General features: G+C 67.7%; 13 protein-coding genes. 8 read left to right on the top strand and 5 right to left on the bottom strand.

Annotation, left to right across the window (positions count from 1 at the left end; genetic code table 11):
* The first annotated feature begins 50 nt into the window (after nucleotides 1-50).
* From ACT6SE_RS13235 to ACT6SE_RS13220, 4 genes are all read left to right on the top strand, one after another.
* Nucleotides 51-1,421, top strand: coding sequence for a formimidoylglutamate deiminase (locus tag ACT6SE_RS13235; protein ID WP_046431443.1), 1,371 nt, complete (start codon nucleotides 51-53; stop codon nucleotides 1,419-1,421).
* A 28-nt stretch (nucleotides 1,422-1,449) separates the two neighbouring features.
* Nucleotides 1,450-2,178 (top strand): histidine utilization repressor, encoded by a 729-nt coding sequence (gene hutC / locus ACT6SE_RS13230; RefSeq protein ID WP_032957259.1) that lies wholly within the window; start codon nucleotides 1,450-1,452, stop codon nucleotides 2,176-2,178.
* 94 nt (nucleotides 2,179-2,272) lie between these two features.
* The gene (locus tag ACT6SE_RS13225; protein ID WP_080342765.1) at nucleotides 2,273-2,455 is read left to right on the top strand and encodes a type II toxin-antitoxin system HicA family toxin; all 183 of its coding nucleotides are present in this window, start codon (nucleotides 2,273-2,275) and stop codon (nucleotides 2,453-2,455) included.
* Between the two features lie 8 nt (nucleotides 2,456-2,463).
* Nucleotides 2,464-2,856, top strand: a complete 393-nt coding sequence (locus ACT6SE_RS13220) for a type II toxin-antitoxin system HicB family antitoxin (RefSeq protein WP_046431440.1) — start codon at nucleotides 2,464-2,466, stop codon at nucleotides 2,854-2,856.
* A 146-nt stretch (nucleotides 2,857-3,002) separates the two neighbouring features.
* On the opposite strand, the gene ACT6SE_RS13215 is transcribed toward ACT6SE_RS13220, so the two are convergent.
* The 3 genes from ACT6SE_RS13215 to ACT6SE_RS13205 form a co-directional block, all read right to left on the bottom strand.
* Nucleotides 3,003-4,013, bottom strand: coding sequence for a restriction endonuclease (locus tag ACT6SE_RS13215; protein WP_046431437.1), 1,011 nt, complete (start codon nucleotides 4,011-4,013; stop codon nucleotides 3,003-3,005).
* A gap of 236 nt (nucleotides 4,014-4,249) precedes the next feature.
* A complete protein-coding gene (locus ACT6SE_RS13210; RefSeq protein ID WP_014647619.1) occupies nucleotides 4,250-4,741 on the bottom strand; it encodes a phasin family protein in 492 nt (163 codons plus the stop codon).
* 80 nt (nucleotides 4,742-4,821) lie between these two features.
* Nucleotides 4,822-5,097: a polyhydroxyalkanoic acid system family protein gene (locus ACT6SE_RS13205; protein WP_005417302.1), complete on the bottom strand. Its 276-nt coding sequence runs from the start codon at nucleotides 5,095-5,097 to the stop codon at nucleotides 4,822-4,824.
* A 125-nt stretch (nucleotides 5,098-5,222) separates the two neighbouring features.
* Here ACT6SE_RS13205 and ACT6SE_RS13200 point away from each other — a divergent pair, with 125 nt between their 5' ends.
* From ACT6SE_RS13200 to aroA, 4 genes are all read left to right on the top strand, one after another.
* Nucleotides 5,223-6,029, top strand: coding sequence for an FHA domain-containing protein (locus tag ACT6SE_RS13200; protein WP_032961655.1), 807 nt, complete (start codon nucleotides 5,223-5,225; stop codon nucleotides 6,027-6,029).
* Nucleotides 6,030-6,501: 472 nt separating this feature from the next.
* Nucleotides 6,502-7,587 carry a 3-phosphoserine/phosphohydroxythreonine transaminase gene (gene serC / locus ACT6SE_RS13195; protein ID WP_014647617.1) on the top strand — a complete coding sequence of 362 codons (1,086 nt, stop codon included), beginning with the start codon at nucleotides 6,502-6,504 and terminating at the stop codon, nucleotides 7,585-7,587.
* Between the two features lie 51 nt (nucleotides 7,588-7,638).
* Nucleotides 7,639-8,838, top strand: coding sequence for a prephenate dehydratase (gene pheA, locus ACT6SE_RS13190; protein ID WP_014647616.1), 1,200 nt, complete (start codon nucleotides 7,639-7,641; stop codon nucleotides 8,836-8,838).
* Nucleotides 8,839-8,914: 76 nt separating this feature from the next.
* Nucleotides 8,915-10,222, top strand: coding sequence for a 3-phosphoshikimate 1-carboxyvinyltransferase (gene aroA / locus ACT6SE_RS13185; RefSeq protein WP_032961653.1), 1,308 nt, complete (start codon nucleotides 8,915-8,917; stop codon nucleotides 10,220-10,222).
* Nucleotides 10,223-10,674: 452 nt separating this feature from the next.
* Here the strand turns inward: aroA and ACT6SE_RS13180 are convergent, their stop codons facing one another.
* Together ACT6SE_RS13180 and ACT6SE_RS13175 are read right to left on the bottom strand one after the other, a co-directional pair.
* Nucleotides 10,675-11,247, bottom strand: a complete 573-nt coding sequence (locus tag ACT6SE_RS13180; protein ID WP_046431429.1) for an energy transducer TonB — start codon at nucleotides 11,245-11,247, stop codon at nucleotides 10,675-10,677.
* 119 nt (nucleotides 11,248-11,366) lie between these two features.
* Entirely contained in the window at nucleotides 11,367-12,005 is a 639-nt protein-coding gene (locus ACT6SE_RS13175) for an energy transducer TonB (RefSeq protein WP_046431430.1), read from the bottom strand.
* Nucleotides 12,006-12,039: the final 34 nt, after the last annotated feature.

Below are 12,039 nucleotides of genomic sequence, written 5' to 3'. Positions count from 1 at the left end.
TGTGCTTATATGTCTATACAATATAGGCGTCCATTTCGGGTTGTCCAGCCATGTCCGATTCGCGTTCCCCGCACAGTTTCCATGCCGCCCACGCCCTGCTGGCCGAGGGTTGGGTCCGCGATGTCCGCCTGCAGGTGCAGGACGGTCGCATCGCGGCCATCAGCACGGGGCAGTGCGCGCAGGCGGGCGACACCCGGGTCGGCATCCTGGTGCCGGGCCTGCCCAACCTGCACAGCCATGCTTTCCAGCGCGGCATGGCCGGGCTGACCGAGATCGGCGGCGTCGACGGTGACAGCTTCTGGAGCTGGCGCGAGCTGATGTACCGTTTCCTGGCCCACCTGCGCCCAGACGCGGTGCAGGCCATTGCCGCCCAGGCCTACATGGAAATGCTGGAAAGCGGCTTCACCCGCGTCGGCGAATTCCATTACCTGCACCACGATGCCGACGGCCGGCCGTATACCAACCGCGCCGAGATGAGTGCGCGGATCGCCGCCGCCGCCGACCAGACCGGCATTGGCTTGACCCTGCTGCCGGTGTTCTATGCACATGCCGATTTCGGCGGGGCGGCGCCGAATCCAGCGCAGCGGCGCCTGATCCACGACGTGGACGGCTTCGCGCAGCTGCTGGAGGCCGCCAAGCCGGCCTTGGCCGCGCTGCCCGACGCGGTGCTCGGCATCGCACCGCACAGCCTGCGTGCGGTCATCGGCGAGGAACTGAGTGCGTTGCTGCCGCTGACCGACGGCCCGGTGCACATCCATATCGCCGAGCAGGTGCGCGAAGTGGAGGCCTGCCTGGCCTGGAGCGGCCAGCGCCCGGTGCAGTGGCTGTGCAACCATGCGCCGGTGGATGCGCGCTGGTGCCTGGTGCATGCCACCCATATCACTGATGACGAGCGCGCGGCCATCGTCGCCAGCCAGGCCGTGGCCGGCCTGTGCCCGATCACCGAGGCCAACCTGGGCGACGGCCTGTTCCCGATGCAGGCGTTCGCGCGCGAGGGCGGGCGCTTCGGCGTCGGTTCCGATTCCAATGTGCTGATCGACGCGGCCGAAGAACTGCGCCTGCTCGAGTACGGCCAGCGGCTTACCCTGCGCGGGCGCAACGTGCTGGCGCCGGATGCCACCCGCAGCAGCGGTCGTTTCCTGTTTGAAGGTGCACTGCACGGTGGCGCACAGGCGCTGGGCGTGGCCGCCGGCCTGCAGGTCGGCGCCAGTGCCGACCTGGTTGAACTGGACGCCGCACACCCGGCGCTGCAGGCGCGACAGGATGACGCATGGCTTGACAGCTGGGTGTTCGCCGCACGTAATGGCGCGCTGCGATCGGTCTGGCGCCATGGCCGCCAGTGCGTGGCCGAGGGCCGCCACCTGCAGCGCGAGGCGATCACCAGCGCCTTCGCTGCCGCCCTGCGCGGCGTGCTGGGCTGATCGCCTCCCGCCACCGAGACCCCATTACGTGAAGGCCAGCAAGTCCGCCACGCTCAACCAGCGTATCCGCAGCGATCTGGAAAGCCGCATCCTCAGTGGAGAGTGGGCGCCGGGCTTCCGGATTCCGTACGAGCACGAGTTGATGGAGCAGTACGGATGCTCGCGGATGACGGTGAACAAGGTGCTGACCGCACTGGCCGAGAGCGGCATGATCGAGCGCCGCCGTCGCGCGGGTTCGTTCGTGGCGCGTCAGCCACCGCACCTGGAGCAGGTGGCGCTGGAGATTCCCGATATCGCGATGGAAGTCGGCTCGCGGGGACATCAGTACGCCTATCGACTGCTGCAGCGCGACCTGCGCCTGGCCGATGCCGGCAATGCCGGCGAAGTCGAGCTGGCCGGCAGCGAAATGCTGCTGGCGATGCGCTGCCTGCACCTGGCCGATGGCCGCCCGCTGGCACTGGAGCACCGCCTGATCAGCCCGGTGGGCGTGCCCGAGGTGTTGGAGGTCGACTTCAGCACCACCGCCCCGGGCAGCTGGCTGCTGCAGAACGTGTCCTGGACCCGTGCCCAGCATCGCATCAGTGCCTGGGGCGCGGATACTGCCACCGCCAGGCTGCTGGATGTGAAGCCCGGTACCGCCTGCCTGGTGATCGAACGCCTGACCTGGCGTGGCGAACAGCCGATCACCCGCGTTCGCCAGGTGTTCCTGGGGGATGCCTGGGACCTGGTGGCGCGCTTCGCGCCGGGCGCGCGATAGGGATTCCATCCACGCATGGCGTGGATCTACTCTGCCGAAACGGCTGTCGCCTTGAACTCTGTCGGGGCGTGTGTACGATGTGTATCATCCCTGCATGAAGAGCAGGGACCTCATCCGGGATCTGGAAGCGGCAGGTTGGATCTGTCGCCGGATCCGCGGATCCCATCATGTATTCGTGCACTCGCAGCACCCTCACATCATCACCGTTCCTCACCCAAGGAAGGATCTGGGGAAAGGGCTGGTTCAGGCGTTGCGGACGCTCGCAGGACTGACGTAGGAGGGCCCATGCGATATCCAGTCTTGATCGAGGCGGGCGATGAGCGCACCGCGTGGGGTGTGGTCGTTCCAGATCTGCCGGGGTGCTTCTCAGCGGCCGACACGCTTGATGATGCGCTCACTGCGGCGGAAGAGGCGGCGCTCGCCTGGATTGATGTGGCCCTGGATGAGGGGCGCTCGATTCCGACACCTTCCGCGCCGCAGAAGATCGCCGCCGAGGCATCCAAGGACATCTGTTGGATTCTTGCGTACATCTGCATTGATCCGGCTCTGCTGGACGACACCATCGAGCGGGTCAATATCAGCCTGCCACGCCGGATCCTGGCGAGGCTGGATGCGCAGGCCAGAGCGGCGGGTGAATCGCGCTCCAGTTACATCGCCCATCTCGCGGCATTGGGCTGAGCAGGCGCCATGTGGAGCCGAGCCCATGCTCGGCTGCTGTTCGCGCGTGGCTCAACTCTGCAAAGGCATCCACGCGTGGCGTGGATCTACCAAGGGGTCGCGCATCGGGGTTCAGTAAATCCACGCCACGCGTGGATGCGGCCCCATCAGTACGTGGCGCACTGCCGCCAGCGCACCGGCTCATCCACGCCGGGGCGGGCGTTGAGCTGGATGCGCACGTTGCGCAGCGCGGGGTAGTGCAGCACTTCCTCGCAGACCAGCGGCCACACCGCGTCCAGTTCGCCGGTGCGGTTGATCGCCAGTGTCTGCCGGGTCAGCCAGACACCGCTGGCGATGCCGGGCTTGCCGGCCAGGGCGCGGGCCAGATCGGCCTGGAAGCGCTCCAGCGTGGCGGCATCGGGGTTGGGATTGCTGCGCGCGTCGGCTGAGGGCGCGGCCGGTGCAGGCGCAGCGGCCGGCGGCGTGGTGGCGGGGGCCGGCGCCGGTTCGGGTGCCGCTTCAACCACAGGCGCAACCGGCGCGGGGGTATCCGCCACCTCGGCAACAGGCGCGGTGTCCTGCACATGCAAGCCTTGCAGGCTCAATCCCACCAGCAGGCCCAGCGTGACCGCGCCGAGCGCGGCAATGGCGATCCGGCGCAGGGCTTCATGGCGGGCGCTGGCGCGCACACGGGTTTCGATTTCCGCCGGCAGGTAGGGCTGCAGCAGCGGCCACAGGCGTGGACCGTCCAGCACCTCGACCGCCTGCTTCTCGGCAGCGCTGCGCCCGTCGCGTTCCATCCGGCCTTCGGTCAGTAGCACGCCACCCTTGGCGCCGGCCAGGCGCGCGGCCGCACCCAGTTCGTTCACTGCGGCGGTGCCGATGCGGTAGGCCAGGCCGTGCTTGCACGACACCAGCCATTGATTGGGGCCATCGCTGAGCAGGAAGTCGCTGCTCGGCTCGCGGGCATCTTCGGCCGGATCGATCAGCTCACGCAGGCCGCGCTGTTCGCGCAGCATGCGCTTGACCAGAACCGAGAATTCGCGCCAGTGCATGCCTGCCAGAGCCTGCAGGCCGAGTTGCATCTCCTTCTGCCGCCGCTTGATCCACCACAGATAGACAACGGCCAGGGAACAGGTAAGCAGGGCCGACAGCAGGGCCAGGATCCAAGGGAGCATGCAGGAGTAGGGCGGAAGGGGCGAAAGCGGAGAGCGACAGTGTAAAGGTCGCGGTGCCCGGCTGGGTCAGGATGTTCCTGACAGGAAGCGTGATGGAGCGCGCAGAACGGTATACGACGGACACGAAAAACCCGCCAATCCTGAAGCCGTGAGGGGAGGGAACAAACGGCAGCCGAAGCGATTGGCGGGTTGCTCGCGATTGTCAATCAAAATTTATTGCATTGCAACAATTGCGCTCAGGGAATGCTGTCCGGCGATTGATGGCTGCCCGGTGCGGGGGCATCTGCACCCGAAGCCGCCCGGTTTTCCAGCCTGGCTAGGCGCGCGTGCAGGGCATCGATGCGGGCTTCCAGCGCGGTCACCTCGTCGGCCGTGGGCACATGCAGCCGCTTGAGCACGCCCTGCACCTGGTCATCGAACGCCTTCTCGACCTTGTTCCAGGTGCCCGAGGCCTTCTCGCGGGCTTCATCCAGGGACGATTCGACGTTGTCACGCCAGCCCGGCCCCTGTTCGCCGCTGCGTTCACGGCGGCGGGCTTCCCAGGCTTCGCCTTCCTTCACCAGGCCGTCGAAGAAGCGGCTGCCCTCGGCCTGCGCGCGCCCCAGCGCACCCAGCCCGGCCAGCCAGACCTGTTGCGCCGAATCGCTGAGCTTGCGCGAGAAGCGCTCGGCCTGGTCACCGAAAGAGGCGTCGTCGTTGCGGCGGTCGTCGTTCTCGTAGTGGTTCATCGCACTTCCCGTGGGAGTTGGGCCTGCCCCGAGAGTAGCGCGCGGTAGCGTTGCACGGCCGTGATGGCCGCCGCCAGGATTCAGCCCAGCTTTTCCTTCAGCACGCGCTGGATCTCGCCTTCGACCATGCCCTTCATCGCCGACAGCAGGAAACCGAGCTTGGCGGTCACGCGCACGGCGCCCGGCTGCAGTTCGATCGCACCGTCCACACCGCTGCCGGAGAAGTTCAGGACGTCGGCGGTCCAGGACGACTTCAGGCCGAAGCGCTCGGACAGCTTGGCAGCGACCTGTTCGATCGCGGCGCGCGCCTGTGCGTCGGGCAGGGCGTGGGCGTGGCGGACATCGATGGTGGACATGCAGGCTCCTGGCGCAGGGCGGGGATGATCAAAGAGGGCGAGCATTGTGCGCATCAAGGGCCGCCGCGCCAAGCACTCATCGTGGGTTCTTCTTCGTTGGCGACCAACCTGCTAGGCTGCGCCGCGTGCAGAACCTGCTAGTTCACTTCAGTCAGCAACAACAGCCCGACCAGCCCCTGCGGCCCGGGGTGCAGCGCATCGTGCGCCAGGCCAACGGCAGCGTGCGGCTCGGTGATGCCGGCCACGGCGCCCTGCTGCTGGCCCAGTTTTGCATGGACGATCGCGGCCTCTGGCTGCAGGTCGGCAATGGCATCCGCGGCATCCACGTCAATGGTCGACCGGTGCGCCGGATGGCCCTGCTGCGCGCGGGCGATGCGGTATACGTGGATGGCGTGGAGATGGTGCTGCAGGGCGAAGTCGAGAGCCTGCTGCAGGCGCCTGCGCCGAAGAACGAGGATGGCAGCGACGAGCAGCAACGACTGCTGCGCGGTGTCGGTGGCCTGCACCATGGCCGCAGTTTCACCCTGTCGCAGGCCCGCCTGATCGGCCGCGGCAACGAGGCCGACATCGCCATCGATGACCCGGCCTTCGCCGAACAGCATGCCCGCGTGGAAGTGCACGGCGAGCGCGTGCTGCTGCGCGACCTGGGCAGCGCCGACGGTACCCGGGTCAACGGCGTGGCCGTGCGCCACTGCTGGCTGCAGGCCGGCGACCAGGTCGTGTTCGATGGCCAGCACCGGTTCGTGCTGGAAGTGCCGCACGATCCGCGCCGGCGGCCGCTGCCCGCCGAGGACGACGCCAGCCACGAGGCCGAGCAGGCGCCGGTGCTGCCGGCCGCGCCGCGCAGGGTCCGGCGCTGGCCGTGGCTGCTGGTGAGTGCGCTGCTGCTGGCCGCACTGCTCAGCCTGCTGCTCTGGTTCGGCGCGCGCTGATCTGAATCCGCTGGGTCCGCGCCCTGGTGGGTGCCGACCTTGATCGGCACGCTCCGTCGGCGGGCTTGACGCCTGGCAGCACACGGCTTTGGTAGGTGCCGACCTTGGTCGGCACGCTTTTTCGGCGGGCATGACGCCTGACGGCGTACGCCGACCAAGGTCGGCGACTACCGGGGCTTTGCTGCTGATCTGAATCCGCTGGGTCCGCGCCCTGGTGGGTGCCGACCTTGATCGGCACGCTCCGTCGGCGGGCTTGACGCCTGGCAGCACACGGCTTTGGTGGGTGCCGACCTTGGTCGGCACGCTTTTTCGGCGGGCATGACGCCTGACGGCGTACGCCGACCAAGGTCGGCGACTACCGGCGCCACGCCTGCGGCGAATGGATTCCAATGAAACCAAATTTCCCTTGCCGCGCTAGGCCGCAAGGCTGGTGCACTGCGGCATACTAGGGGTCTTGCCCCACAGGTGTGACATGACGCGCGCGTTCAACTTCAGTGCCGGCCCTGCGACCTTGCCGGAATCGGTCCTGCGCCAGGCGCAGGCGGAAATGCTGGACTGGCACGGTAGTGGTGCCTCGATCGTGGAAATGAGCCATCGCGGCGCGGAATTCATGTCCGTGGCCGCCGAGGCCGAGGCCGACCTGCGCCGCCTGCTCGATATCCCCGACGACTACGCGGTGCTGTTCCTGTCCGGTGGCGCCACCACCCAGCAGGCGCTGATCCCGCTCAACTTCGCCAGCCCCGGCCAGCGCGCCGACTACGTGGTCAGTGGCCATTGGGGAAAGACTGCGGTCAAGCAGGCCGGCGTCTACGTCGACGTCAACATTGCCGCCAGCAGCGAGCCCGACGGCTATCGCACGCTGCCGCCCCGCGCCGACTGGCAGCTCTCGCCCGACGCCGCCTATGTGCACATCACCGCCAACGAGACGATCCACGGCGTCGAGTTCCGTGATGTGCCGGATACCGGCGATGTGCCGCTGGTGGCGGACTTCAGCTCATCCATCGCCAGCGAGCCGCTGGATGTACGCCGCTACGGTGTGATCTATGCCGGCGCGCAGAAGAACCTGGGCCCGGTCGGCATCGCAGTGATGATCGTCCGCCGCGATCTGCTCGAGCGTACTGGCCAGCCGCGCGCGGACATCTTCGATTACCGCTCGCATGTCGCCCGCGATTCGATGCTCAACACCCCGCCGACCTGGAACTGGTACCTGGCCGGCCTGGTGTTCAAGTGGATGCTGGCCGAAGGCGGCGTGGCCGAATTCGCCAGGCGCAATGCCGCCAAGGCGGCACTGGTGTACGGCGCCATTGATGGCTCCGGCGGCTTCTACCGGAACGAGGTCGCGCATGCGGCACGCTCGCGGATGAATATCCCGTTCTTCCTGCCCGATGCCGGGCTTGATGCCCGCTTCGTCGCCGAAGCCAAGGCTGCCGGCCTGCTGGCGCTGAAGGGACACAAGGTGGTCGGGGGCATCCGTGCCTCGCTGTACAACGCCATGCCGCTGGCCGGGGCCGAGGCGCTGGTCGCCTTCATGGCCGATTTCCAGCAGCGTCACGGCTGAGCAATGAACGGCGCGCACCGTCGGGTGCGGGTCCCGCAACAAGGAATTCCGATGGCAAGCAGCAAATCCAGCAAGAAGGCGCCGAAGAAGGCCGAACCGGCCAAGGACAGCGCGCCCAGCAAGGCGAAGGGCAAGGCCAAGGCCGCCTCGAACCCGGCACCCACCCTGGCACCGCTGGCGCTGGCCGATGTGCGCTCGAAGATCGACCAGATCGACCGTGACATCCAGAGCCTGATCGCCGAGCGCGCGCGCTTCGCCCACCAGGTCGGCAAGGCCAAGGGCAAGCTGGCCGCCGCTGTCGACTACTACCGCCCCGAGCGCGAAGCGCAGGTGCTGCGCATGGTGGTGGACCGCAATGAAGGCCCGCTCAGCGACGAGCTGCTGGTGCATGTCTATCGCGAGATCATGTCGGCCTGCCTGGCCCAGCAGGAGCCGCTGAAGATCGGCTACCTCGGCCCGGAAGGCACCTTCAGCCAGCAGGCCGTGCTCAAGCACTTCGGCCGCTCCGCGCTGGGCCTGCCGATGGCCAGCATCGAGGAAGTGTTCCAGGAAGTGGAAGCAGGCAACGCCGATTTCGGCGTGGTGCCGGTGGAGAATTCGGGACAGGGCACCATCCAGATCACCCTGGACATGTTCCTGACCTCCAACCTGAAGATCTGTGGCGAAGTGGAACTGCGCGTGCAGCAGTTCCTGATGTCGCGCAGCGGCCGCATCGAGGACATCGAGCGCATCTACGCGCATCCGCAGTCGTTCATGCAGACCTCGGCGTGGCTGCGCGCCAACCTGCCGAAGGCCGAGAAGATTCCGGTGTCGAGCAATGCCGAGGGTGCGCGTCGCGCGCGCAACGCCGACGACGCGGCGGCCATCGGCGGCGAGAGTGCCGGCCACGTGTACGGCCTGAAGAAGGTGGTCACCAAGCCGATCCAGAATGATGCCGACAACACCACCCGCTTCCTGGTGGTGGGCCGCAACATCTTCCCGACCTCCGGTCACGACCGCACCTCGGTGCTGGTGTTCATCCATGACAAGCCCGGTGCGCTGTTCGATGTGCTCAGCCCGTTCGCCCGCCACGGCATCAGCATGAACCGCATCGAGTCGCGGCCGTCGCACCACGGCAAGTGGGAATACGGCTTCTTCATCGACCTGGCCGGCCACATCGACGACGCGCCGATGCAGGCGGCGCTGGCCGAACTGGAGGCGCACTCGGCGCAGATCAAGGTGCTGGGTTCCTACCCCGTGGCCGTGCCCTGAGTACTGCTGTGACGGCCCTGGCCGCCGCTCCCTGATGCATCGCCGGCGCTGCCGGCGTTTACGGAACGATCGAACGATGAGCAACGCGCAACACTGGATCGCCCGCAAGGGCCAGCCGCTGCAGGGCAGCCTGACCATTCCCGGCGACAAGTCGGTCTCGCACCGCTCGGTGATGTTCGCCGCGCTGGCCGATGGCACTTCGCATATCGAAGGCTTCCTGGAAGGCGAGGACACCCGCGCCACCGCGCGCATCTTCAGCCAGCTGGGTGTGCGCATCGAAACTCCCAGTCCGTCGCAGCGCATCGTGCATGGTGTGGGTATCGACGGCCTGAAAGCGCCGGAGGCACCGCTGGACTGCGGCAATGCCGGTACCGGCATGCGCCTGCTGGCCGGCCTGCTGGCGGGCCAGGCGTTCGACTGCACGCTGATCGGCGATGAGTCACTGTCCGGCCGCCCGATGCGCCGTGTCACCGGCCCGCTGTCGCAGATGGGTGCAAGGATCGATACCCAGGACGACGGCACGCCGCCGCTGCACGTGCATGGCGGCCAGACGCTGCATGGCATCGACTTCGCCTCGCCGGTGGCCAGCGCACAGATCAAGTCGGCCGTGCTGCTGGCCGGCCTGTACGCGCAGGGCGAAACCCGCGTGGTGGAACCCCACCCGACCCGCGACTACACCGAACGCATGCTGTCCGCGTTCGGCGTGGACATCGAGTTCTCGCCGGGCAAGGCGCGCCTGCGGGGCGGCCAGCGCCTGCGCGCCACGGACATCGTAGTGCCGGCCGATTTTTCCTCGGCGGCGTTCTACCTGGTCGCCGCCAGCATCATTCCCGGCTCCGAGCTGCGCCTGAAGCAGGTCGGCCTGAACCCGCGTCGCACCGGCCTGCTGCACGCGCTGCGCCTGATGGGGGCGGATATCACCGAAGAGAATCCGGCCGAGCAGGGCGGTGAGCCGGTGGCCGATCTGGTGGTGCGCTACGCTCCGCTGAAGGGCGCGCGTATTCCCGAAGCACTGGTGCCGGACATGATCGACGAGTTCCCGGCGCTGTTCGTGGCCGCCGCCGCCGCCGAAGGCCAGACCGTGGTGAGCGGTGCTGCCGAACTGCGGGTGAAGGAATCCGATCGTCTTGCGGCGATGGCCACTGGCCTGCGCGCGCTGGGCATGCAGGTGGACGAGACCGAGGATGGCGCCACCCTGCATGGCGGGGCTCGGCTGGGGAGTGGCACCATCGAAAGCCACGGCGACCATCGCATCGCCATGGCATTCGCCATTGCCGGCCAGATCAGCGACGGCGAAGTGCGCATCAACGACATCGCCAACGTCGCCACGTCCTTCCCGGACTTCGATGGCCTGGCGCGCAGCGCCGGCTTCAACCTGGCCTGATCGGCGGATCGCGTTTTCCGGTAGGTGCCAACCTTGGTTGGCACGCTCACATCGCCCGGTAGGTGCCAACCTTGGTTGGCACGCTCACATCGCCCGGTAGGTGCCAACCTTGGTTGGCACGCTCACATCACCCGGTAGGTGCCAACCCTGGTTGGCACGCTCACATCGCCCGGTAGGTGCCAACCTTGGTTGGCACGCTCACATCACCCGGTAGGTGCCAACCCTGGTTGGCACGCTCACATCGCCCGGCAGGTGCCAACCTTGGTTGGCACGCTCACATCGCCCGGTAGGTGCCAACCTTGGTTGGCACGCTCACATCACCCGGTAGGTGCCAACCCTGGTTGGCACGCTCACATCACCCGGCAGGTGCCAACCCTGGTTGGCACGCCTCTCCAGATAAAAGGACGGAGGCCGAAGCCTCCGTCTAAACATCACGAACCCCTCGTCCGCGATCAACGCTGTTCGGTACGGAAATCCACCGGGACCCGCACCACACTGGCCACTGCACGGCCTTCATGCATCGCCGGCTGGAACTTCCAGTTCTGCACGGCGCTCAGCACCGCGCGATCAAGGTCACGGCTGCGTTCGCCGCTGCGCGAAACAATCGCGGCATTGGTCACCTGGCCGCGGCTATCGACATTCAGGCTGGCGATCACGCTGCCCTGTACGCCATTACGCAGCGCGGCGGCGGGGTAGGTCGGCTTGATGTTGCCTGCCAGCGGGCGCGCCTCGCGATTGCGTACCGCAGGGGCGGCTTTGCGCTGGTTGCCGACCGGTGCGGCCTGGCGGGCCGCCGGCTCCTGCGCGTCGGCCACCGGCGCCTGCTCGGGGGCGGGCAGCATGCGCTCGCCGACCGGTGCCGGCGCCACGTCTTCCTGATTCGAGTGACGCAGCCAGAGCAGCGCGGCGGCAAACATCGCCACGATCAGCGCGATCCACATCCAGGGCGACGTGGGCTTGTGCTGTTCGCTGGCGTCTTGCTGCAGCTGCGGCGAATGAAGGTCTTCGTGGGTGGTGGCGGTCATCGCAAACTCCTTCCGTCAATGGACGACGGGGAGAGTGTTGCGCGGGCCAGTGGCGGGAAGTGTCAGCGTTGCGTCAACGTCACCGGCAGGGTTCAGGTTGCCTGCCGGGAAACGTTCAGTTACTGGGTCTTGAAGTCGAACGGCACTTCAATGCTGCCCGGTACGGCCTGGCCGTTGCTCTGCGCCGGGGTGAAACGCCAGCGGCGCACGGCGTCGGTGGCGGCACGGTCGAGCTCGCGTGAGCCGCTGCGCTGGATCACCGTGGCATTGTTCGGGTAGCCGGTGGCATCCACGTCCACGCGCACCACCACGCTGCCGGTCTCGCCCGCGCGCAGGGCCGCGGCCGGGTAGGCCGGCGGCGGCGACTGGCCGGCAATCGGCATCGGCTGGCTGTTGCCGGTGGCGGCTGGCGCAGGGGCCGGCGTGGCCGGGGCCGGTTCAGCGATGGGCGCCGGCGGCGTCGGGGCGGTTTCGACCAGCTTCGGGGCGTCGTCCTCTACCGGGGCCGGCTTGGCATCGGGCATGTCGCTGGAGCCTGCGGCGGCGGCCAGCGGTTCCGGCAGCGGTTCCACCTGCGCGGTCTCCTGCGGGGTCTGCGCGGCCGGATCGGCACGGAAGAACTCCTTGTCGCGGCCGGTCAACCAGACCAGCACGAACAACAGCACGCCCACGCCGAAGGCGATGCCGGCGATCTTCAGGGCGTTGCGCGGGATATGCACAGTGAACGACTTGGCGGACGACGAGCGGGGTGCAGACATGGACCGGACCAGTACGGAATAGTCCGATTCTGCC

The organism is Stenotrophomonas sp. LC732 (assembly GCF_052446685.1).
Taxonomy (GTDB): Bacteria; Pseudomonadota; Gammaproteobacteria; order Xanthomonadales; family Xanthomonadaceae; genus Stenotrophomonas; species Stenotrophomonas muris.
This window is presented reverse-complemented; position numbering and strand designations above follow the sequence as displayed.